At 64.4% G+C, this 20960-nt stretch carries 22 protein-coding genes; 8 read left to right on the plus strand and 14 right to left on the minus strand.

Annotated elements, in window-relative coordinates:
* The first annotated feature begins 2 nt into the window (after positions 1-2).
* Positions 3-2363, plus strand: a complete 2361-nt coding sequence (locus QZ497_RS07945) for a DNA polymerase II (RefSeq protein WP_295472896.1) — start codon at positions 3-5, stop codon at positions 2361-2363.
* Positions 2364-2435: 72 nt separating this feature from the next.
* Here QZ497_RS07945 and QZ497_RS07950 read toward each other — a convergent pair whose 3' ends face one another.
* Entirely contained in the window at positions 2436-3260 is an 825-nt protein-coding gene (locus QZ497_RS07950) for an NAD-dependent protein deacetylase (RefSeq protein WP_295472898.1), read from the minus strand.
* Between the two features lie 112 nt (positions 3261-3372).
* Here QZ497_RS07950 and QZ497_RS07955 point away from each other — a divergent pair, with 112 nt between their 5' ends.
* Complete coding sequence (locus tag QZ497_RS07955) at positions 3373-4215, plus strand: PhzF family phenazine biosynthesis protein (RefSeq protein WP_295472900.1); 843 nt, start codon at positions 3373-3375, stop codon at positions 4213-4215.
* A gap of 50 nt (positions 4216-4265) precedes the next feature.
* Here the strand turns inward: QZ497_RS07955 and QZ497_RS07960 are convergent, their stop codons facing one another.
* From QZ497_RS07960 to QZ497_RS07970, 3 genes are all read right to left on the minus strand, one after another.
* Positions 4266-5114, minus strand: a complete 849-nt coding sequence (locus tag QZ497_RS07960; protein ID WP_295472902.1) for a TIGR03915 family putative DNA repair protein — start codon at positions 5112-5114, stop codon at positions 4266-4268.
* Complete coding sequence (locus tag QZ497_RS07965) at positions 5111-6331, minus strand: putative DNA modification/repair radical SAM protein (RefSeq protein ID WP_295472904.1); 1221 nt, start codon at positions 6329-6331, stop codon at positions 5111-5113. Before QZ497_RS07965 ends, QZ497_RS07960 begins: the two co-directional genes overlap by 4 nt.
* A gap of 74 nt (positions 6332-6405) precedes the next feature.
* A complete protein-coding gene (locus QZ497_RS07970) occupies positions 6406-6753 on the minus strand; it encodes a nuclear transport factor 2 family protein (protein WP_295472906.1) in 348 nt (115 codons plus the stop codon).
* A 204-nt stretch (positions 6754-6957) separates the two neighbouring features.
* Here QZ497_RS07970 and QZ497_RS07975 point away from each other — a divergent pair, with 204 nt between their 5' ends.
* Entirely contained in the window at positions 6958-7473 is a 516-nt protein-coding gene (locus tag QZ497_RS07975) for a sigma-70 family RNA polymerase sigma factor (RefSeq protein WP_295472908.1), read from the plus strand.
* A complete protein-coding gene (locus QZ497_RS07980) occupies positions 7470-8426 on the plus strand; it encodes a FecR domain-containing protein (protein ID WP_295472910.1) in 957 nt (318 codons plus the stop codon). Before QZ497_RS07975 ends, QZ497_RS07980 begins: the two co-directional genes overlap by 4 nt.
* Positions 8427-8638: 212 nt before the next feature.
* Here the strand turns inward: QZ497_RS07980 and QZ497_RS07985 are convergent, their stop codons facing one another.
* The 7 genes from QZ497_RS07985 to QZ497_RS08015 form a co-directional block, all read right to left on the minus strand.
* Positions 8639-9085 carry a helix-turn-helix transcriptional regulator gene (locus tag QZ497_RS07985; RefSeq protein ID WP_295472912.1) on the minus strand — a complete coding sequence of 149 codons (447 nt, stop codon included), beginning with the start codon at positions 9083-9085 and terminating at the stop codon, positions 8639-8641.
* A gap of 290 nt (positions 9086-9375) precedes the next feature.
* Positions 9376-9990 (minus strand): membrane integrity-associated transporter subunit PqiC, encoded by a 615-nt coding sequence (locus tag QZ497_RS07990; RefSeq protein WP_295472913.1) that lies wholly within the window; start codon positions 9988-9990, stop codon positions 9376-9378.
* Positions 9987-11663 carry an MlaD family protein gene (locus tag QZ497_RS07995; RefSeq protein ID WP_295472915.1) on the minus strand — a complete coding sequence of 559 codons (1677 nt, stop codon included), beginning with the start codon at positions 11661-11663 and terminating at the stop codon, positions 9987-9989. Before QZ497_RS07995 ends, QZ497_RS07990 begins: the two co-directional genes overlap by 4 nt.
* A complete protein-coding gene (locus QZ497_RS08000; RefSeq protein ID WP_295472917.1) occupies positions 11656-12270 on the minus strand; it encodes a paraquat-inducible protein A in 615 nt (204 codons plus the stop codon). The genes QZ497_RS07995 and QZ497_RS08000 overlap by 8 nt, the downstream gene beginning before the upstream one ends.
* On the minus strand, positions 12267-12896 hold the full coding sequence (locus QZ497_RS08005) for a paraquat-inducible protein A (protein WP_295472919.1): 630 nt from the start codon (positions 12894-12896) through the stop codon (positions 12267-12269). Before QZ497_RS08005 ends, QZ497_RS08000 begins: the two co-directional genes overlap by 4 nt.
* Positions 12897-13105: 209 nt before the next feature.
* The gene (locus QZ497_RS08010) at positions 13106-13405 is read right to left on the minus strand and encodes a protealysin inhibitor emfourin (protein ID WP_295472921.1); all 300 of its coding nucleotides are present in this window, start codon (positions 13403-13405) and stop codon (positions 13106-13108) included.
* Between the two features lie 20 nt (positions 13406-13425).
* Positions 13426-14493: a M4 family metallopeptidase gene (locus QZ497_RS08015; protein ID WP_295472923.1), complete on the minus strand. Its 1068-nt coding sequence runs from the start codon at positions 14491-14493 to the stop codon at positions 13426-13428.
* A gap of 264 nt (positions 14494-14757) precedes the next feature.
* Between QZ497_RS08015 and QZ497_RS08020 the strand changes: the two genes are divergently transcribed.
* On the plus strand, positions 14758-15111 hold the full coding sequence (locus QZ497_RS08020) for a hypothetical protein (RefSeq protein WP_295472925.1): 354 nt from the start codon (positions 14758-14760) through the stop codon (positions 15109-15111).
* A 309-nt stretch (positions 15112-15420) separates the two neighbouring features.
* Here QZ497_RS08020 and QZ497_RS08025 read toward each other — a convergent pair whose 3' ends face one another.
* Entirely contained in the window at positions 15421-15738 is a 318-nt protein-coding gene (locus tag QZ497_RS08025; protein WP_295472927.1) for a DUF883 family protein, read from the minus strand.
* Between the two features lie 127 nt (positions 15739-15865).
* On the opposite strand from QZ497_RS08025, the gene QZ497_RS08030 reads away from it, so the two are divergent.
* Positions 15866-16120: a hypothetical protein gene (locus QZ497_RS08030; protein WP_295472929.1), complete on the plus strand. Its 255-nt coding sequence runs from the start codon at positions 15866-15868 to the stop codon at positions 16118-16120.
* Here QZ497_RS08030 and QZ497_RS08035 read toward each other — a convergent pair.
* The gene (locus QZ497_RS08035) at positions 16101-16565 is read right to left on the minus strand and encodes an LEA type 2 family protein (RefSeq protein ID WP_295473011.1); all 465 of its coding nucleotides are present in this window, start codon (positions 16563-16565) and stop codon (positions 16101-16103) included. The genes QZ497_RS08030 and QZ497_RS08035 overlap by 20 nt on opposite strands.
* 222 nt (positions 16566-16787) lie before the next feature.
* On the opposite strand from QZ497_RS08035, the gene QZ497_RS08040 reads away from it, so the two are divergent.
* On the plus strand, positions 16788-17987 hold the full coding sequence (locus tag QZ497_RS08040; RefSeq protein ID WP_295472931.1) for an acetyl-CoA C-acyltransferase: 1200 nt from the start codon (positions 16788-16790) through the stop codon (positions 17985-17987).
* A gap of 83 nt (positions 17988-18070) precedes the next feature.
* The gene (locus tag QZ497_RS08045; protein WP_295472934.1) at positions 18071-18844 is read left to right on the plus strand and encodes an enoyl-CoA hydratase; all 774 of its coding nucleotides are present in this window, start codon (positions 18071-18073) and stop codon (positions 18842-18844) included.
* Positions 18845-18969: 125 nt separating this feature from the next.
* Here QZ497_RS08045 and QZ497_RS08050 read toward each other — a convergent pair whose 3' ends face one another.
* Complete coding sequence (locus QZ497_RS08050) at positions 18970-20841, minus strand: type VI secretion system Vgr family protein (RefSeq protein ID WP_295472936.1); 1872 nt, start codon at positions 20839-20841, stop codon at positions 18970-18972.
* Positions 20842-20960: the final 119 nt, after the last annotated feature.

A 20960-nucleotide genomic window follows, 5' to 3' on the forward strand; every position in this document is an offset into this window, starting at 1 on the left:
CGTTGGATCTACAACAGGGTTTCATTCTCAGCCGCCACTGGCGTGATACGCCGGAAGGCACCGAGGTCGAGCTGTGGCTGGCCACCGACCAGGGGCCACGCCTGATACGCCTGGTCCCGCAGGTGCAGGTGGCGTTCGTGCCGGTCGTGCAGCGTGAACGCGCGCAAGCGCTGTTGCGCGACGAGGCCGGCATCGAGTGGCGGGAACTGGCGCTGCGCGATTTCCGTCAGCGCCCGGTAGTGGGCCTGTACTGCAAGCAGTACCGGCAGTTGCTGGCGGTCGAGAAGCTGTTGCGCAAAGGCAACCTGGATGTCTATGAAGCCGACATCCGTCCGCCGGAGCGCTACCTCATGGAGCGCTTCATCAACGCCCCCGTGCAGTTCAGTGGCCGTGACGACGGCAGTGGAGTACTGCTGCAGGCACAGCTACGTCCGGCGCCCGACTACCGCCCGCGCCTGCGGCTGGTCTCGCTGGACATCGAAACCACCGAGCGGGGCGAGCTGTATTCCATCGGCCTGGAAGGTTGTGGCCAGCGTGTGGTGTACATGCTCGGACCGGCCAACGGTGACGCCAGCGGCCTGGATTTCGAGCTGCACTACTGCGCCAGCCGCGCCGAGCTGCTGCACGCCTTGAACCGCTGGATAGCACAGCACGACCCCGACGCGATCATCGGCTGGAACCTGGTGCAGTTCGACCTGCGCGTATTGCAAGAGCATGCCCGGCGCCTGGGCATTGCGCTGATGCTCGGGCGCGGCGCCACGCCACTGGGCTGGCGCGAGCACGGCAGCCGCCAGCACTTCTTCGCCGAGGCTGCCGGCCGTTTGATCATCGATGGCATCGAGGCACTGCGCTCGGCCACCTGGAGTTTTCCGTCGTTCAGCCTGGAGTCGGTGGCGCAGACGCTGCTGGGCGAGGGCAAGGCCATCGATACGCCTTACCAGCGCATGGACGAAATCAACCGCATGTTCGCCGAAGACAAGCCGGCCCTGGCGCACTACAACCTCAAGGACTGCGAACTGGTCACGCGGATCTTCGCCAAGACCGAGTTGCTGAGCTTCCTGCTCGAACGCGCCACGGTCACTGGCCTGGCCGCAGACCGCAGCGGTGGCTCGGTGGCGGCGTTCTATCACCTGTACATGCCGCAGATGCATCGCCTGGGCTTCGTCGCGCCGAACCTTGGCGAACGCATGCCCGAGGCCAGCCCCGGTGGCTTCGTCATGGATTCGCGGCCTGGCCTGTACGAGTCGGTGCTGGTGCTCGACTACAAGAGCCTGTACCCGTCGATCATTCGGACCTTTCTCATCGACCCCGTGGGGTTGATCGAAGGCCTGCAGCATCCGACCGACCAGGACTCGGTGGCCGGCTTTCGTGGCGCACGTTTCTCGCGCACCCGACACAGCCTGCCGAGTATCGTCGAGCAGGTCTGGCAAGGCCGTGAGGCGGCCAAGCGCGAGGGCAATGCGCCGCTTTCGCAGGCGCTGAAAATCATCATGAACGCCTTCTACGGGGTGTTGGGTTCCAGCGGTTGCCGATTCTTCGACACGCGCCTGGCCTCGTCGATCACCCTGCGCGGACACCAGATCATGCAGCAGACCCGCGAGCTGATCCAGGCCAGAGGCTACGAAGTGATCTATGGCGACACCGACTCGACCTTCGTCTGGCTGGGCCGGCCGCACGGCGAGCAGCAGGCCGAGGCGATCGGCCGCGAGCTGGTGGCGGCCGTCAACCAGTGGTGGCAGACCCACCTGCGCGAGACCCACGGCCTGCACAGCGCCCTGGAACTGCAGTACGAAACCCATTTCAGCCGCTTCCTGATGCCGACCATCCGCGGTGCGGAGGAGGGCAGCAAGAAGCGCTACGCCGGCCTGGTGACACGCGCCGATGGTCAGCAGGAGATGGTCTACAAGGGCCTGGAGTCGGTGCGTACCGACTGGTCGCCGCTGGCCCGCGAGTTCCAGCAGCAGTTGTATCTGCTGATTTTCCAGCGCCGGCCTTACCAGGCGTTCGTGCGCGACTACGTGCAACGCACCCTGGCCGGCGAGCATGATCAACTGCTGGTGTACCGCAAGCGCCTGCGCCGCCCGCTGGGCGACTACGAGCGCAACGTGCCGCCGCATGTACGCGCCGCGCGCCTGGCCGACGAATACAACGACCGCCAGGGTCGCCCGCGGCAGTACCAGAACGGCGGCTGGATCAGCTACGTGATGACCACTGCCGGGCCTGAACCCCTGGAAGCTCGCCAGGCGCCCATCGACTACGACCATTACGTGACGCGTCAGCTGCAGCCGCTGGCCGATGCGATCCTGCCCTTCGTCGACGATGACTTCACCACGCTGGTCGGCGGCCAGCTCGACCTGTTCTGAAGGGCCGTAATGCCGAAGGCTGTTCGCTTCGGTTGCTTTTGATCCTGGTGGAGCGAGCGATCAGTATGGGGATCAGCCCAGGGCCTGTACGACGCTTGGCAGCAATAGCTCGCACGGCTGTGCCGTGCGTGCGGTGATCAGTGGGTCGGCGCGGGTCTTGCCCTGGTTGATGGCCAGAATCGGCTTGCCGTCTTCGGCCATCGCCTTGCACAGGCGAAACGCCGACCAGGCCATCAGCGAGCTGCCGACCACCAGCAGACCCGTCGCCGCGCTGGCCTGGGCCGCCGCCCGGGCAGCCGTGGCGCTGGCGACGTTTTCACCGAAGAACACCACATCGGGTTTGAGTCGCAAGCCTTGGCAGGCCGGGCAAGGCGGTACTTGGAAATCCGCCACGTAGACAGGGTCGAGCAGGGTATCGCCATCGGGAGCCTGCCGCGCCTGGACGTCGGCCATGTAGGGGTTGTCGGCAAGCATACGCGCCTGGATGTCGGCACGCGGAAAGCGCCGGCCGCAATCCAGGCACAGCACTCGATGCAGGCTGCCGTGCAGCTCGGTGGCGTCGCTGCCGGCGCGCGCATGCAGGGCATCGACGTTCTGAGTAATCAATCCGCCGATGCGCCCGGCCTGTTGCAGACTGGCCAGTGCCTGATGCGCGGCATTGGGCTGTGCGGCGAGGATGCGGGGCCACCCGAGCAGGGCGCGGGCCCAGTAGCGCTGGCGGGCGGCGGGGTCGTTGAGAAATTCCTGATACATCATCGGTTGCTTGCCGCGCCGCACGCCGTCGCGGTCGCGATAGTCCGGAATACCGGAGGCGGTGCTGATTCCGGCGCCGCTGATCACCAGCAACGGTTGCTGCAGGTAGTCACAAAGCCGTTCGAGGGTCAGGCTGTCAGGCATGGATAGGTACTCCTTCATCAGGCTGCTGAGAGCTTAACCGCTCACACATGGCTTTACCCGCCTGTCGTGGCTGTGACAGGCTCGCGGGTTCTGAATGGACGGGAGCTTCAGGATGCGCCGCTATGCCTTCAAACAACTCGATGTGTTCACCGACCGCCCTTTGCTGGGCAATCCGCTGGCGGTGGTGCTGCAGGCCGACACGCTGAGCGAGCAGCAGATGGCGGCACTGGCCAACTGGACCAACCTCAGTGAAACCTGCTTCCTGTTGCAGCCCACCGATCCACGTGCCGATTATCGGGTGCGGATCTTCACCACCGTCAAGGAACTGCCCTTCGCCGGGCATCCGACCCTCGGCAGTTGCCAGGCATGGCTGGAGGCCGGTGGCGTAGCCAAGGGCGAGGAAATCATCCAGCAGTGTGGTATCGGGCTGGTGCGCATTCGTCGCGATGGGTCCCGGCTGGCCTTTACCGCACCGCCCTTGCTGCGCAGCGGCCCGTTGCAGGCCGAGCTGCAGGCGCGAGTCTGCGCGGCGTTGGGATTGGCGACCGGACAGGTGCTCGACGCGCGCTGGGTTGACAATGGCGCCGGCTGGATGGCCTTGCGCCTGGCCAGCCGCGCTGAGGTGTTGGCGGTGAAACCGGACTTCAGCCAGCTCGACGGCCTGGCCGTGGGCCTATTCGCGGCCTGCGACCCGGCGACAGAGGGTGAGCAGGCGGACTTCGAGGTGCGCGCCTTCATCGGTGGCGACGGCATGCCGGAAGACCCGGTGACCGGCAGCCTGAACGCCGGCATCGCACGCTGGCTGTTCGACGAGGGGCTGGCTGCGGAGCGCTACGTGGTTTGCCAGGGTACGGCGATCGGTCGTGATGGCCGGGTGCACGTGCAGCGGGTGGGCGATGACATCTGGGTGGGCGGCGATGCCGTCGCGTGCATCGACGGCCATATCAGTCTTTAGCGCAATACAGTACAGGCTTCACCTTGCTGCCAGGCCGGACTGACTGGCCTTTAGCGCGGTGGACCGGCTGCGCGGATCCGTTTGCCGGGGCGCGCCGCAACGTCGCGGGCCTGGCCGTCGCGCTGCTTGCCGGTGCGCGCCTGGCTGATCAGCTCTGGAATCAGCGGGCCTTCCGGGAGGTTCTTCCAGAAGCGTGTCGGCAGGTGGCCTTGCATGACCTTGGGGTTCAGGCGTGCCGGGTTGAAGATGTTCTGGTAGTAGGTCAGCCACAGCTCACCGCCCGGATCGTCCGCCTGGCGGGCCATGGCCTGCCAGGCGGGTGGGCAGATACGTTCGTGGCGCAGGCGCTCGCCGTCGTAGAACACCCCGTCGCGGGGCGTGGCGATCATCCAGCGATGACGCCCCATGCGGCCGATGAAATGCCGACTGGCGCAGGCCAGGATGTCGTGGGCCGGCTCGTGCCAGGCCACGTACTCTGGCGGCAGCGCGTCGGCATGCGGTGCTTCGGCGGGCAGCGCCACGAAGCGCAGGAAGGCGTGCAGGTGATGGGCCTCGCGGTTGACCTGCTTGAGCCGCCGTTGCAGCTCGCTGCCCAGTCGGTCGCCAGCCAGCATGGCGGTGCGGTCGCCATGGCAGACCCGCCACAGCACTTCGTACAACAGGCTCCAGCGCTGCTCGCCACGATACTGCGACGCAGCCTGCAGCTGCTCGACCAGCGCCAGGGGCACCTTGGCCTGAAACGGACCGGCACCCTCTGGCAAGGCCTCATCGCTGCCGAACAGATCAATATCGTGCTCGCCGCCCCAACTGACCCGGCTGGGGTCTACCCCATGGCTGAGCAACCAGCGTGCCTGTTGCCGCCAGGTGTCGAACAGGTCGTCGCAATCCAGGCGGATCATGCCCACAGGCCCATTTGCTGGGGTTGCGGGCGGTCGCGCAATTGCTGGTACAGGTGGTCGCTGGACGACTCGGCCTGGGGCGGACGGTAGTCGCTGGTGATGATGAACGGCCGCGCCTTGGCCAGCACGCAGCGCATGCGCGCCAGGTCTTCATAGCGGATCCGCCGCTGGCGGCGCAATTCCACCAGCCGCTGTGCGGTGCGCAGGCCGATACCGGGAATGCGCGCGATGAGGTTGGGCTCGGCGCGGTTCAGGTCCAGCGGGAAGACCTCGCGATTGCCCAGCGCCCAGGCCAGCTTGGGGTCGATGTCCAGCGCCAGGTCCCCCGGCCCCTTGAGCAGCTCGCTGGCGCTGAAGCCGTAGCCGCGCAGCAGGAAATCCGCCTGGTACAGACGATGCTCGCGCAGCAGCGGCGGGGCGGCCAGGGGCACGCTGCCGGGGCTGTTGGGGATCGGGCTGAACGCCGAGTAATAGACCCGGCGCAGTTTATAGCTGCTGTAGAGGGTCTGCGCGCTGCGCAGGATGGTGCTGTCATCGGTGGCGTCGGCACCGACGATCATCTGCGTGCTCTGTCCGGCGGGGGCGAAACGCGGCGCGCGCGGTTCGTCGCGCACCTGCTGCTCGCCATCGTGGATGATGTGCATGGCCTTGCGGATGGAGACCACGTTCTTCTCCGGTGCCAGGGTCTGCAGGCTGCGGTCGGTGGGCAGCTCGATGTTGACGCTGAGGCGGTCGGCGTAGCGCCCGGCCAGGGCGATCAGCGCCGGATCGGCATCCGGGATGGTCTTGAGGTGAATGTAGCCGCGGAACTGGTGGTCTTCGCGCAACTGGCGGGCGACCTCGACCAGTTGCTCCATGGTGTAGTCGGCCGAGCGAATGATGCCGGAGCTTAGAAACAGTCCGCTCACGCAGTTGCGCCGGTAGAAGTCCAGGGTCAGGCGGACCACTTCCTCGGGGCTGAAACGCGCCCTGGGTACGTCGCTGGAGCGGCGGTTGACGCAATACTGGCAGTCGTAGAGACAGAAGTTGGTGAGCAGCACCTTGAGCAGCGACACGCAGCGGCCGTCCGGCGTGTAGCTGTGGCAGATGCCCATGCCATTGGTGGCGCCGAGCCCGGCCTTGCCCTGTGAGCTGCGCTTGGGGGCGCCGCTGCTGGCGCAGGAGGCATCGTACTTGGCGGCGTCGGCCAGAATGCTCAGCTTGTCGATCAACTGCATGAAAAAGCCCGATACTGTTTTTATGTACAGTATCGGGCTTCTGGCTATCACTCAATAGGGTGTGGACGGCTTGGTCAAGGTTGCGGATAGGCGGTCACATAGCGGCGGTTGATGCTCACGCAATCGGCGTACACCTTCAGCGAACGTCGGTATTCGTTGCCCGGCTTGCCAGGATCGGTCGACGGCTGTAGCGCCTGGCCCTCCCAGAACGGGCTGAAGTCGCTTTCCGCAGTGGTTTCGCAGTGAATGGTCTCGATGAACTCGTCGAGGGTGTACCACTGCGGCTGTCCATTGCTGTAGCTCATGATCCGGCTGTTGGGGTGCATGGTACGACGCAGCAGGGATTCATCGGCGAACACTAGGCCCGAAACCAGATTGCCTACGGCCTGTTCGATGTAGTCGTCTTCCAGTGGTGTCAGCATTTCAATAGTCCTTTAAGTTGAAAGGCAGGAAGGAAGTGGGTTGAAAAAGTGATGTCGTACACGACCGGCTAAGCATAGTTGCCGGTCACGGTCTGCCAGAGCCGTGCGACCAATGGCCGTTGGCAGAAAATTCAGATTGGCGGCGACGGGTAAGTTAAATAGAATTATTCGCATTTCAATAGCTGACTTCCTGGTGCCGCTGGCATGACCGACGCAGTCCATCCTCTCCAGCCTGGCCTGGACGCTTTCTATCGAGAACACAGCAGTTGGCTGGAGTCGTGGTTGCGCCGCCGCCTGGGCAATGCCTGGGATGCCGCCGACCTCAGCCAGGAAACCTTCCTGCGCGTGCTGCTGGGGCCGCAAGGCCAGGCCCTGGAGGCGCTGCGCGAGCCGCGGGCCTATCTGGCCACGGTGGGCAAGCGCCTGATGCTCAACCATCACCGCCGCCGTCAACTGGAGCAGGCTTACCTGGATGCACTGGCCACCTTGCCCCAGGAACTGATTCCCTCGCCGGAGCAACGCTGGATGCTCCTGCAGACTCTGCAGGCCCTCGACGAGCTGCTCGACGGTCTGGCGGGCGGGGTGCGCCGGGCGTTCCTGTGGGCCCAGCTCGAAGGCCTGGGCTACGCGCAGATCGCCGAGCGCCTCCAGGTGAGTGAGCGTACCGTGAAGCGCTATATGGCCCAAGCCTACGCCCACTGCCTGATGGCCGACCTGTGAGGCGGCCGCACGACGATCAGGCCCGTGAGCTGGCACAGGCTGCCGCACACTGGTTGGCACTCATCGAGTCGGGCGGTGCCAGTGCCGAAGACCACGCCCGCTTGCAGCAATGGCGGATGCAGTGTCCGCGCCATGAGCAGATGTGGCAGAAAGCTCAAGGGCTGCGTCAGCGCTTCGCGCAGGTTCCGGCGCAACTGGCGCTGGCCAGCCTCGATCGTCCATCTGCCGAGGCCGGGCGCCGCCGAATGCTCAAGCAGGCCCTGGTCTTGGCGGGCTGTATACCAGGCGCCTGGCTGCTCGGCACGCAAACCCCCTGGCGTGCCTGGACGGCCGATCTGCGCACCGCAACCGGCGAGCGGCGTACCCTGAACCTTCCGGACGGCAGCCGTCTGCAATTGAACACGGCGTCGGCGGTCAGCCTGAGGTTTCGCGATGGGCTGCGTGCCTTGAACCTGATCGAGGGCGAGGTAGCGCTGGACGTCGTCCCCGGTAACACGCCGCTGACGATCGCCACCCGCCAGGGCCAGGTGCTCGTTGACTCGGCGCGGTTGTGCATTCGCCTGGACGCGCAGCATTGCCGGGTCGCGGTGAACACGGGCAGCGCCCTGTTGCTGGCCGAGGCAGGGGCCAGCCAGTCTCTATTGGCGGGCCAGCGCGCAGCACTGAGTCATGGCGGCATCGGCGCTGTCGAGCGCTTCGACCCTGCGCAGCCTGACTGGCGCTCTGGCGTGCTGAGCGTGGAAAACCGTGCGTTAGGCAGCTTTCTCGGTGAGGTTTCACGCTATCGCCCCGGCATCCTGAACTGGAATGCGAGGGTCGAGAAGCTGAAGGTCACCGGCGTGTTTCGCCTCGACGACACCGAGGCGATCCTCGACCTGCTGGCCGCCAGCCTGCCAGTCAGCATCGAACGTCGCACACGTTACTGGGTGACCGTGGTGCCACGCTTGGCATGAGGGTGTGTGTTTCAGCCAATACTGATCAGTTAGACCGGGTGGGAGCGGCTTCAGCCGCGAAGCGATCGCATGTTCACAACAGATGCAGTAAGTTTCCTGGCGCTTTCGCGGCTAAAGCCGCTCCCACCGGGCCACATGCCGCTTAAGCGAACAGTATTGGTGTTTCAGTCGATGCTGGCCAGTGAGACCGTCGAAGCGAGCCTGCTGGTAATTCAGCGGGTTCTTGCCGTGTTGTAGATGAGCCTTACCGCCGCCAGGCTGATCGCCTCGGCGTCCTTGCACAGGTTCTGCACGTACTCGTGGTCGAAATCTTCGTCCTGGTCTTGCCGGGCCTCGAGCAGCCGCGCCAGCTGATAAAGGTGCTGGTTCATGCCGTGCAGGCTCGCATGCAGACCCGACACCGTCTGTTCCAGCAGGCTTTCGGATTCAGCGGTGGCGTTGTCGTTGGCGGGCGCCGGCATCTTGCGGCCGGTGATCACGTAGTTCACATCGATCCCGACTTCCGACAGCTTCGACAGGTAATCGGCGCGCGGTGAGCGCAGGCCGTTCTCGTAGTTGCCTTGGGCGTTGGCCTCCACGCCGCCTATGGCGCCGAGGGCGCTTTGGGAAAGTTTCAGGCGTACGCGTTCGCGTTTCAGGCGGGGACCGATCCCTGTCATCCGTTTGTCCTCGAAAATCTGCCGCATAGGGTGTAAGCCTTGCGTATAAATTGACGTAAGAAGAAGCGAACAGACCTGCTAGCTGGAACAGCAGCAACTGATGGTCGTATGTGGGAGTTCGCAGAACAATGTTACAGAGCGCGAACATTACCCGGAAATCAGCGAGGACAGTAGGGGGGATTTGAACTTTTTTGTACGATTTTGAACGCGGCCTGGTTAATTCTTGGTAACAGAAGTATTACACCCCTCGAGCGGCACCTGTTCCCGGGTATCGCTCGACGCTGCGACGCTCATGGGCAGCCTTTGGCCTGCTGGCTGACCCATGCCTGTGTGCCGCGGGCGATGCTGTCAGCTAGGCGCGAGATAGCCTTCTGATGCGCGATTACCAGACTGTCCAACCCGCTACCGGCCTGCTCGCGAATCACGCTGCTGCAGGTCAATGTCTGGCGTTTGCCGCCCTCTGCGCCACCACGCAGGCTGAGGTTCCAGACCACATCGAGCAGTGCATACTGGCCGGGCACCGACTCGAAGCGACGCACGTCGGTGCGCAGCGACAGCACCGGCAGGTCGCCTTCCTTCGGCAGGCCGGCCATGTCACGGCGGCCCCAGCGCTGTTCGAGCTGTGCGGTCAGGGCGTCATGGAATTCATCCCCCAACGGTGCACCCCAGCGTTCGGTATCGAGAATGGCCAGGCTGCCGTCACCCTGGCGCACCACCAGCGGTGGCTGGTCGACCTGGACGGGTAGCAATACGGGTAGCATCTCGAACTGGAACGGCGCAGGCGCGCCGCTGGTTGCTTCGCTGTGCAACGGCGCGACCAGCGTGTAGTAGTGCATGGTCGGTGAGGAACAGGCGGCCAGCCCCAGGGCCGTGGCCAGGACAGCGAGTTTCAGGCGCAGGGTCATTGTTGCGGCTCCAGGGTCTTGGTGCGTGACGAACTCTTGTACGACGCCGGCGCGGCATCGCCGCTACGGCCACGGATGAGCGATTCGGGCTGGCGGCTGAGGAAGTCGGTGAGCACGCGCATCGAGCGTGCGGCCCGTTGCACTTCTTCAAGCATCTGGCCGAGTTGCTGGCGGCCTGGCGAGTCCTCGGCCAGGCTGTCGTTGGCGCTGGCCAGGGTCTTCTCCGCCTGCTGCAGCGTACCGCGCACATGCGGCAGCACGCTGCCGTTGACGGTCTTGAGGGTCTTTTGCAGTTCGCTCAGGCTGCCGTTGAGGTTGGCGGCCAGTTCGTCGATCGGCACCCGGCCGAGCTTGTCGACGAAGGCCTGCAACTGCTCCTGCAGCTTGTCGAAACTGCCAGGCACCGTGGGAATTTCCAGAGGTCGTGCACGGGGGTTGAAGGTGACCTTGGGAGCCTTGGGATCGAACTCCATCGCGATGTACAACTGGCCGGTGAGCAGGTTGCCGGTGCGTACCTGCGCGCGCAGGCCGTTGCCGATGAATGAGCCGAGAATACGTGCCGACTGCTCGTCGGGATCGCCGTTGCCGGCCAGGTCGCGAAGTTTTTCTTCGGCGGCGCCCAGGCGCTTTGGGTAGATCAGCGCACCGACCACCCCAGGGAACGTGCGGGTATCGCCATCGTAGTCGAGGTCAACGGACAGCACCTTGCCGATGTTGACGCCCAGGAAGTCCACCGGCGCACCGACCGCCAGGCCACGCAGCGACTGCTTGAAGCGCATGCGGATATACAGCGGGTCGCCGTCTGGCGGCGCCAGCGCGGTGGCCTGGTCGTCGAAGATACGGAACTCCGCGTTCTCGGCGGCGGGCTTGGCGTCGGGGCTCCAGTTCGGTTCACGGAAGGCGATACCGCCCGATACGATGGACGCCAGTGACTGGGTGTCGATCTTCAGGCCCGCGGTACCGACCGTGACGTCCACGCCACTGGCGTTCCAGAAGCGCGTGTCGGTGGTGATGTATTTGTCGTTGGGAGCATTGATGAAGATCTGTACGTCGACACCCTTGCCGTCATCGGACAGGTTGTAACCCACCACCTGGCCGACCTGGATGCGCCGGTAATAGATCGGCGAGCCGATATCCAGTGAGCCGAGGTCGTCGGTGTGCAGGATGAAGCGCTTGCCCTTTTCCCCGAAGGTCACCGGCGGCGGGGTTTCCAGGCCGACGAACTCATGAGTGGTCTGCTCGGCGTTGCCGGCGTCGGCGTTGATGAAAGCTCCCGACAGCAGGGTGTCGACCCCGGAGATGCCGTGTGCGCCGATGCGCGGACGGACCACCCAGTACTGGCTGTCGACGCGGGTGAAGGGGCCTGCGGAGTTGTTCAGTTCGATGGTGGCCAGGACGTGCGTGCGGTCCTCGCTGAGGCTGATGGCGGTGACCATGCCGATCACCACGTTCTTGTACTTGACCTGGGTCTTGTTGGCTTCCAGGCCCTCGGCGGTCTCGAAGCTCACGGTGATCTTCGGACCCAGGTTCATCCAGTCGTGCAGAGCCATCGACAGGCCGATCAGGCCGGCGACGATGGGCACCAGCCATACCAGCGAGATACGCGCCTTGCGTTGCCTGATCTGCGGCTGAGGGGGTGTAGCGGCCGTTTTCGGGGGGGCATTATCAGACATCTTCAACCTCTGCGTCCCAGATGAGCCGGGGATCGAAACTCATGGCGGCGAACATCGTCATCACCACGACCAAACCAAAGAACAGGATGCCGATGCGCGGCTCGATGCTGCTGAGCTCGCGGAACTGCACCAGCGAAGCCACCAGGGCCACGACCAGCACGTCGAGCATCGACCAGTAGCCGATCAGCTCGATGAAGCGATACAGGCGGGTGCGTTCGACCATGGCCCAGCGGCTGCGTCGCTGGCAGGTCACCAGCAGCATGCCGAGCACGGCGAATTTCAGGCATGGCACCAGCACGCTGGCGATGAAGATCAGCAACGCGATGTCCCAGGAACCGTGATGGAAAAAGTCGATCACGCCGCTCATGATCGTGCTTTCGCTGCTGTTGCCGAGCATGTTGGTGTACATCACCGGCAACACGTTGGCCGGTATGTAGAAGATCATGCCAGCGATGAGAAACGCCCAGGTACGGGCAATGCTGTTCGGCTTGCGATGATGGACCGGCGCGTCGCAGCGTGGGCAGCAGTGGGCGTGCTCAGGGCAGGCATAGCCGCAGAGGTGGCACAGGTTGAGCCGATGCTGCCAGGCATAGGGGATGCGGCTCATGTCGGCCGTACCTCGAGCAGGTCCCAGAGGCGACGGATGTTGCGGTTGGCGATCAGCAGGATGAGCACCATGAGCATCGCCATGGCCCAGAGCCCGACGCCGGGATGCACGTCGAGCATGCCGGCCAGCTTGATGATCGCCACCAGGATCCCCAGCATGCACACTTCCAGCATGCTCCACGGTCGCAGGTGTTCGAGCGCCCGCATGCAGGCCTTGAAGCCCGGCGCGACGATGCCGCGTTGAGCATGCAGCAAGACCCAGAGCAGCAGGACGATCTGCAGCAGTGGAGCGAAGATGATCGATAGCCCGGCGACCAGGGCGATCAGAGTAATGCGGCCCTGGGCCAGGGCTTGCACCGATTGCCACAGGGTCACTTCGTTACTCAGGCCCTGCATGCTGATGCTGATGACCGGGAATATGTTGGCCAAGATGAACAGCATGGCCGCCGTGAGGGTGAGCGCCAGCCATTGTTCGAGCGACATGCGCTGGCCACGGCTGAGCAGCGCAGCGCAGCGCAGGCAATAGGCGGCTTCGCCGGCACGCAAGGGGTGGATCTCATACAGCGAGTCGCAATGTTCGCAGATGATCAGGCCCGCTGGCGGGTGGCTGGGAGGTTCGATACTCATCGGCACCGTGAATACTGGTTCTGAGAGAGTCATGCAGGGCAGGGGAAGATACCCTGTTACCGTGGTGACGGCTTGTAATTATGCACACAGGTTCATCACCGCGCGGGGGCGACTACATGATGGACCGCAGCCGCAGGGCGACGTTCGCCTGGCATCGGGCGGATATTCTGAACTGCCGGGCGGCGGACTGCCAGCCCGGCATGGGCCGCTCAGGGACGGTCCGGACGGGCCTGGCGTTGCAGAAAGCCCAGCAGAGGACGTACGGCTTGGGGAATGTTGTGCTCGTCGAACACCAGGCACAGGGTGTTGCTCTGGTCTTCGATGGTCAGCTCGTACTCCCGGGCATCGCGGTTCTGGCTTTCGGTGACCTGGTCCGAGGGCCGCAGGCCACTGTCCAGCACCAGTTGGCGCAGGTGCTGGGCCTGTTCGTCTGGCAACTGTTCCGTGTCGACCTCGTAGCGCCGCACCGCACCGACGAATCCGCCGGACTGGACGAAGCAGACTTTCATGAGCGGATTCCTCCTCGGAGTCAGGTCAGGATGCCGACTTCGCGCCAGGCGGCTGCCACTGCCTTGCGCGCTGCGGGCCCGTATGGCTGGCGACCGGCAATCTCGATACTGAGTCGCGCGCAGTCAATGAACTGACTGTCGGCCGGCAACTGCAGAAGTGTGTCATACCATATCCGCCCGGCTTCGTCCCAGGCATTACCGCCCAGCGCCTTGGCCACCAGCACGAAGGCGCGGTTGGGAATTCCGGAATTGATATGCACGCCGCCCCGATCTCGCGCGCCGGTGTAGAGCTCGTTCATGTGGGCCGGCTGCGGGTCGTCGCCCAGGTCGGGGTCCTGGCGGTAGGCGTGGCCCGGTTGTTCCATGTCGCGGATCCCGCGTCGTGTGGCGGCCGGCACCAGCAATTCGCGTCCCACCACCCAGCTTGCCTCGCGAGCCGGTGTGCCCTCGTGCCAGTGGCGCACCAGAATGCCGAACACGTCGGCGAAATGCTCGTTCAGTGCGCCGGACTGGCCCTGGTAGGTGAGGTTGGAGGTGAAGCTCTGCAGGCCATGGTTGAGTTCGTGGCCGATCACTTCCAGGCTGCCGGTAAAGCGCCGGAACACCTCGCCGTCGCCATCTCCGTAGGCCATCTGCCGACCATTCCAGTAGGCGTTGTTCAATGGCACCGTATCGCCTTGCAGGTCGACCTCGCCCACATGAACGGTGGAAACCAGCGCCATGCCCTGGCCGTCCAGCGAGTCACGCGCGAACAGCTTGTCATAGAAGTCATGGACCAGGCCCGACCCGTCGTAGGCCTCATCCACTGCCGGATCGCCGCTGTCGGGCTGGCCTTCGCTGCGCGCCAGGCGTCCGGGCAGCCTTGGCGTACCTTCCGCGTCGTAGATCAGGCGGTGTCTGCCGCCTGGGCCGGGCTGGACGGGCAGCAGGCCGGGGGTGGCCTGGGCGGTAAGGCGGCTGGCGAGAAACGCCGAGCCGCCGGCCAGGTTGGCGATTGCGCATTGGCTGACCCGGCGATGGGGGGACTGGGTCATGTGTTCGAGAATGTAGGGCGGTACGAAACAGTGAAGCGGGTCATGGTTGCACATCGATGGACTCCTGCCGACAGGCTTGAATGAAGCAGGTGCGCTGCTGAGCATAGACCGCCGTCACCGGCGCATTGCCCGTGCGGCCGTTTTACCGGCGTGTCGAAACATCCGATTACATCATTGTCGTTCCCGCTTCAGCCTCAGGCTTCCCGAGGCGCGGCGTGCTCGGCGCGCTATCCAGGGGCTGCGGCACCTTAACGCAGGGCGTCGAGCGACCCGTCAGGGGTGATAGACTCGCGCCTCTTCAATCAGGAGCGATCCCACGTGCGCAAGATGGTAATGATGATGGCGATGCTGGCATTGGCGGCGTGCGATGCCGGAAAGCCCGAGGCTCCGGCCCGTTCCGACACGGCCAATGCGCCAGCGGCGGCAGCGCCGGTCAGCGAGCCGAAGTGGTACATCCAGATGAATACCCGTGAGGCGGTGAGTGACACCAGCGCTTGGCTGTTGGAACGGCACTACGCACCGACAATCGTCAACATCGAAGGCAAGCAGCAGATCATACTCGGCCCCTACGCCACTGAAGCGGAAGGCCAGGCCCAACTCACCGAGCTGCAGGCCAAGGTGGACAAGTCGCACCGCTTCACCAAGCCGACCCTGGTACATCGCGCACTTTAGGACGTCAGGCCCGGACCGACCGTTCAGGTACTGGCTGGAGCGGCCTTGTGTTCATGGCAGATGCAGTGAACTTCGGGGCCTCTTCGCGGCTAAACCAATACTGTTCGCTTAAGCGGCATGTGGCCCGGTGGGAGCGGCTTTAGCCGCGAAAGCGCCAGGAAATGCACTGCATCTGTCATGAACATGCGGTCGCTTCGCGGCTGAAGCCGCTCCTACCCGGTCTAACTGAACTGTATTGCGGCCAAAGCCGCTACCTACCGAACGACATGCCGCTTGGCCGAACGGTAGGGCGGCTGAAGCACCCTCCGGTCAGCGACGGCCCAGCAGCAGGCCGACCACCAGGCCGAATCCGGCGGAGACCGCCACGGTCTGCCAAGGATGGCCGCCGATGTAGGTCTCGGTGGCTTCGACCACCGGGCGGGTACGCTCACGTACGCTGGTCACTGCATCCAGGGCCTGGGTGAGCTTCTGGCCCAGTTGTGCCTTGAGGGTCTCGGCGTCTTCGCCTACCAGCGATGCGCTGTCCTTGAGGAGTTTTTCCGATTCTTCGATAAGCGCCTGCAGTTCGCTGAATGCCTGGTCCTTGATCTGGTCGGCGGTGTTTTGCGCGTTGGTCTTGCGAGCCATGATGGTTTCCTTTCAGTGGATGGCATTTGAGCAATGGAGTAGGGCGGCAAGGCAAAAGTTGCAACGCGATGAACCTGCGCGCCACCCCGTGTAAGATTGCACCCGGTTTTAGTAGGAGGTAACCGCCATGAGTTTCAATCTCGCCAATCTCAGCCTGCCCGAACGTGCGGCGATCGAAGATGAAAAGGCGCGCCTGTTCGAGCTATGGCAGAGCAATCTGGGCAAGGCCAAGGGTGAAGCGGCACGCCTGATCGGGGAAAAATCCAAGCGCAAGGGCAAATGGGCCGAATGGGTACGTGCCGAACTCGACGCCATGAGCCCGCCAGAGTTCGCCAACATGGTGCGTAGCGAGGTCAACCGGCTCATGGCTGCGGCTCGCTGAGCCAGCGGCCGTCGGGGCTCGATGCGCGGGGTCTCAGGTCCAGGGTGCCGCTGGCTTCGAAGCGCTGGGTGGCGAACGGACCCGCGGAAAGCTTGCCGTGCAGCGTGTAGGGCAGTTGCTCGATCTGCTGTCCCTGGGCCAGCCCCAGCGCCTGGCGCAGGGCGGAAAAGGCGCTGATGCTCACCGGCACCACGACCAGGCTTTCCGAAAAGCGCGGCACCCGACCCGACCGATCACTGACCCCGGAGGCCAGCAGTCGGTCATTCACCTCCAGACGCAACGCCACGCCGTTGTAGTCGATGTCTCGGTCATTGGGGTTCTGCACCCGCAGCGTGACCGCCATCCGCACTTCCAGGTCCTGGCCCGGCAAGGGCTCGACCCCGGCCACGTCGATCAGCAGCGGGTCCTGGTCGGGCAACAGTGCACAGCCGCCGTTTCCGAGCATCAGCGTGGTGAGCAACAGGTAAAGTAATCGGCGCACGTCGAGTTTCTCCGCAATGGTCGTCAGGCATCTGACCGCAACGGGACGGCGCGATTCGCTGCCGGTGATGAGGCGTTCAGGGCCGTCTTCTTCCGCTACGCTCAAGACATGGCCATCGCATTGGTCGATGGCGTTGCTGTGTCGCCCGACGGCGGCATCGCTGCCCCATCTCGCAAGGAGTACAGCATGTCCGTTCAAGCTCAGCAGGATCCGGTGGTCATCGTCAGTGCGGCGCGTACGCCCATGGGTGGTTTTCAAGGTGACCTCAAGGGGCTCAGCGCGCCGCAGCTGGGCAGTGCGGCGATCCGCGCTGCGGTACAGCGGGCCGGCATCGAGGCCGGAGCCATCGAAGAGGTGTTGTTCGGTTGTGTGCTTCCGGCAGGTCTCGGCCAGGCCCCGGCGCGCCAGGCGGCACTGGGGGCCGGGCTGAGCCTGGCGACACGCTGCACGACGGTCAACAAAATGTGCGGTTCCGGCATGCAGACCGTGATCCAGGCTCATGACCTGTTGCTGGCGGGCAGTGCCAGCGTGGTGGTGGCCGGCGGCATGGAGAGCATGTCCAACGCCCCCTATCTACTGGACCGCGCCCGTGAGGGCTATCGCATGGGCCATGGTCGAGTGCTCGATCACATGTTCCATGACGGGCTCGAAGACGCCTTCGAACCGGGTCGACTGATGGGCACCTATGCCGAAGACTGTGCGCAACGTCACGGCTTCAGCCGTGAAGCGCAGGATGCCTACGCGCTGTCGTCGTTGGGCAGGGCGCAGGAAGCGATGGACAGCGGCTGGTTCGACGAAGAAATCGTGCCGTTGCAAGTGCCCCAGGGCAAACAGACGGTCACCATCAGCCGCGATGAGCAGCCCCCCAAGGCGCGGCCGGAACGTATCGCGACGCTCAAGCCGGCGTTTCGCGAGGGCGGAACGGTCACCGCGGCCAACTCCAGTTCAATTTCCGATGGCGCGGCGGCGCTGTTGTTGATGCGCCGTTCCGAAGCGCAGCGTCGCGGCCTGGCACCCCTGGCGGTGATCCATGGCCACGCTGCCTATGCGGATCAGCCTGGGCTGTTCACCACCGCGCCGATCGGCGCCGTGCGTGCGCTGTTCGCGCGTACCGGCTGGAGCGCCGAACAGGTCGATCTGTTCGAGATAAACGAGGCTTTCGCGGTGGTGAGCCTGGTGGCGATGAGCGTACTGGAGTTGCCCCATCACAAGGTCAATGTCCACGGTGGAGCCTGTGCGTTGGGGCATCCGGTAGGTGCCTCGGGCGCGCGGATCCTCGTGACGCTGTTGTCGGCACTGCGCCGCCGTGGCCTGAAGCGAGGTGTGGCGGCCATTTGCATTGGTGGTGGAGAGGCGACGGCAATTGCGATAGAAATAACCCAATAAATCAATTAGTTGTGGTTGTTTTTGAAGGTGATTTGTCTGATTTGCTGCATGACTAAGAAAAAGAAAAATAAGGAACTAATTCAATGAGTTACAAGGCTATTCTCACAGAGATTAGAGGAAGGGTCGGCGTAGTCACGCTGCATCGTCCACAGGCCCTGAATGCGCTTAACGCACAGTTGATCGAGGAGCTCAATCAGGCCCTCGACGCCTTCGAACGCGATGCCCAGATTGGCTGTATCGTCCTTACCGGTTCTGAAAAGGCCTTCGCGGCGGGGGCCGATATCAAGGAAATGGCCGAGCTGACCTACCCGCAAATCTACCTCGACGACCTGTTCGCAGCCAGCGACCGGGTCGCCAGTCGTCGCAAACCGCTCATCGCAGCGGTGGCTGGCCACGCGCTGGGCGGTGGCTGCGAGTTGGCCCTGATGTGCGATTTCATCCTTGCGGCGGACAACGCGCGTTTCGGTCAACCGGAAATCAATCTCGGTGTTCTGCCGGGCATGGGCGGCACCCAGCGGCTGACCCGCGCCGTTGGCAAGGCCAAGGCTATGGAAATGTGCCTCAGTGGCCGGCTCATGGACGCCGCCGAGGCAGAACGTGCCGGCCTGGTTTCGCGGGTGGTACCGCTCGGGCAATTGCTCGACGAGGCCGTGCGGGTGGCTGGGCTGATCGCGGAGAAATCCCTGCCGGTGGCGATGATGGTCAAGGAAAGTGTGAATCGGGCCTTCGAGGTCAGCCTGGCGGAGGGTGTACGTTTCGAACGTCGCGTGTTTCACGCGGCGTTCGCCAGCCATGACCAGAAGGAGGGCATGGCCGCGTTCATCGACAAGCGGCCACCCTCTTTCAAGGGCCGCTAGCGAGGTGAATCACGAGTCCGCCGCACAAGTGCGCCGTGATCTTCGTTGCGAAGCTGCGTTGCTACGCCTTGCGGCGGCGCTCTGCCTGACATCAAGAGTATCGCCCGAACTTGTGAGTCACCCCGCTAAGGAGCAGGCTGCAAACGCCCGACTTCCAGAAGCGCGACGTGCAGGTCCTGCTGCTCGCTGCGATGCAGGTGCTCGTACAGCGTCACACAGCGGCCCGGTTGGAGCAGGCACAACTGCCCCGGTGTACGGGCATACTCGACGGCCAGGCGCTGGCGATCGATGGGCGTCAGCCCCAGGCAGCCATTTTCGTCGCTGCGGCCCTCGAACAGCACATCCTCGGCATTCAGTCGCGAAAGGTGCTCCAGCCCCGGTTCGGCCATGCGCACGATGTACCAGACCTGTCGGCCTGGCGCGCATTCCGCTGTGTCGAGCCGCAGGTCCTGCAGGGCGGCCTGCAGAGGCTGCTGCCCCAGGCGCAGCGCCTGACTGCCCTGTACCCCGATACCCTGGTCGGTCATCGTCAGGGCTCCCGCCAGACCCTCCACGACCAGCTCCTGACAACCCCGTACCGTCAGGGACTGCCCGGCCTTCACTTGCAGCGCCTCGGGTAGCGTGCTCACTTCCTGGCCATCCAGCCACAGGCGTGGCGTAGCATGCTGCCCTGCTGCAGCGAGCAGGGCGCAGATCACCGGGCGGTCGGGGTCGTTGTCCAGGCAGGCTATCAGCACCCGGTCGCCCTCGCTCAGCCGGTGTCCCACAGGAATGCGTTCAACGGCCAGTTGTGCCCGTGGCCAGGTTGGCGGCATTGGTGCCGAGAGCTGCCAGTCGAAACGCACTGGCAGGCAACCGCTCGCATCAGGCGTACCGCCCATCAGCGTGGCAGGCTGCACACCGCTCGCCGGTGGCCTGGGGTGCTTGAGCTGGGGGCGGAAGGCATGCGTCCATTCGATCACTTCGAAGTGATTCACATAGTTGTCCAGGGCGTCCTCCTGCGTGCTCTCGGGTACTGCCAGCTGGGCAACGATCGCGGCGATGTCGTAGGGGTCATGGCCTTCGAAGACTTCAGGCTGGCGGCCGACGTGGCGCAGCCGGGTGACCAGCCAATGGTCATTGAAGCGCGGCTGCGAGTGCCCGACCACCCGTACCACCTGTCCGCAAGTCAGCGCCGCGTCGCGGCTCCACCCCTGCACTTGGCGGGTTTGCCCGCGAAGTCGTTCGAGACGCCGGGCACGACGTTGCAGGTCGCTGTCGGGACCCTGCCGTTCACAGGGCTGATTGTCAGCCTGTGCACAATGCTCGCCCGCTGGGCAGGCCAGTTCGCCAGGGCTGGCAGGCTCGGGCGTGGCGCTGCGGATGGTCAGGCTTTCGACGAGATCGCCAAGTGCCTGCCCGCTGGCCGGGCAGGGCCCTAGCGGCAAGGCGCTGGAGCGCTCGGCAAAGCTGCACGGGTCATCGGAAAACACCAGTTGTGTGTCGACGAAGCGGAAATAGAGTCCTTCCTCTTCGCACAGCCGCTGCAGCAGATGCAGGTCGCTTTCCCGATGCTGCATGCACAATGGGCGAGTCTGGTAGAGCCCTTGCAGGGCCTCGAAGCTGTAGTCCTGCACCGTGAAACCATGCTCGCCGAGCAGTCGTTCGATGATCTGCGGTGCGCTGAGATGGTGGAAAGCGCGCTGGCATGGCGGGCCATTCAGGCGCCCGAGTGCGGGACCCAGCGTCAGGCGGTAGTGGCTCAGGCAGGTGCCGGCGTAGACCTGGGTGACACGGGTGATCTCGCCTGACACGCCGGGGTGTCCGCCAGCGAGGGTCAGTCGGGCCTGGCGCCCGGTGAGGCGGGCGAGGTCCATGTGGGCTTCCCGGCTGATCAGCTCGACGTCGAAGCGCCAGGGTTCGTTGAGGGCTTCCTGGCCGGTGTAGCCGGCCACCTGCAGGTCGGGCAGGCAGCCGACGATCTTCAGGGTCATCGGCCAGGGGGGTACTTGGGTCATGCTGGGGACTCTGCATCCACGGGTTTTCAGGCTGCGAAGGGTACGAAATGCCGGGCGGCAAAAGCATGTTGGTGGGTTATTTCAGAAATGGACTACAGGTCTCGTTACGTGCCGGGTAA

It is taken from the genome of uncultured Pseudomonas sp., from assembly GCF_913777995.1.
In the GTDB taxonomy this organism is placed as follows: domain Bacteria; phylum Pseudomonadota; class Gammaproteobacteria; order Pseudomonadales; family Pseudomonadaceae; genus Aquipseudomonas.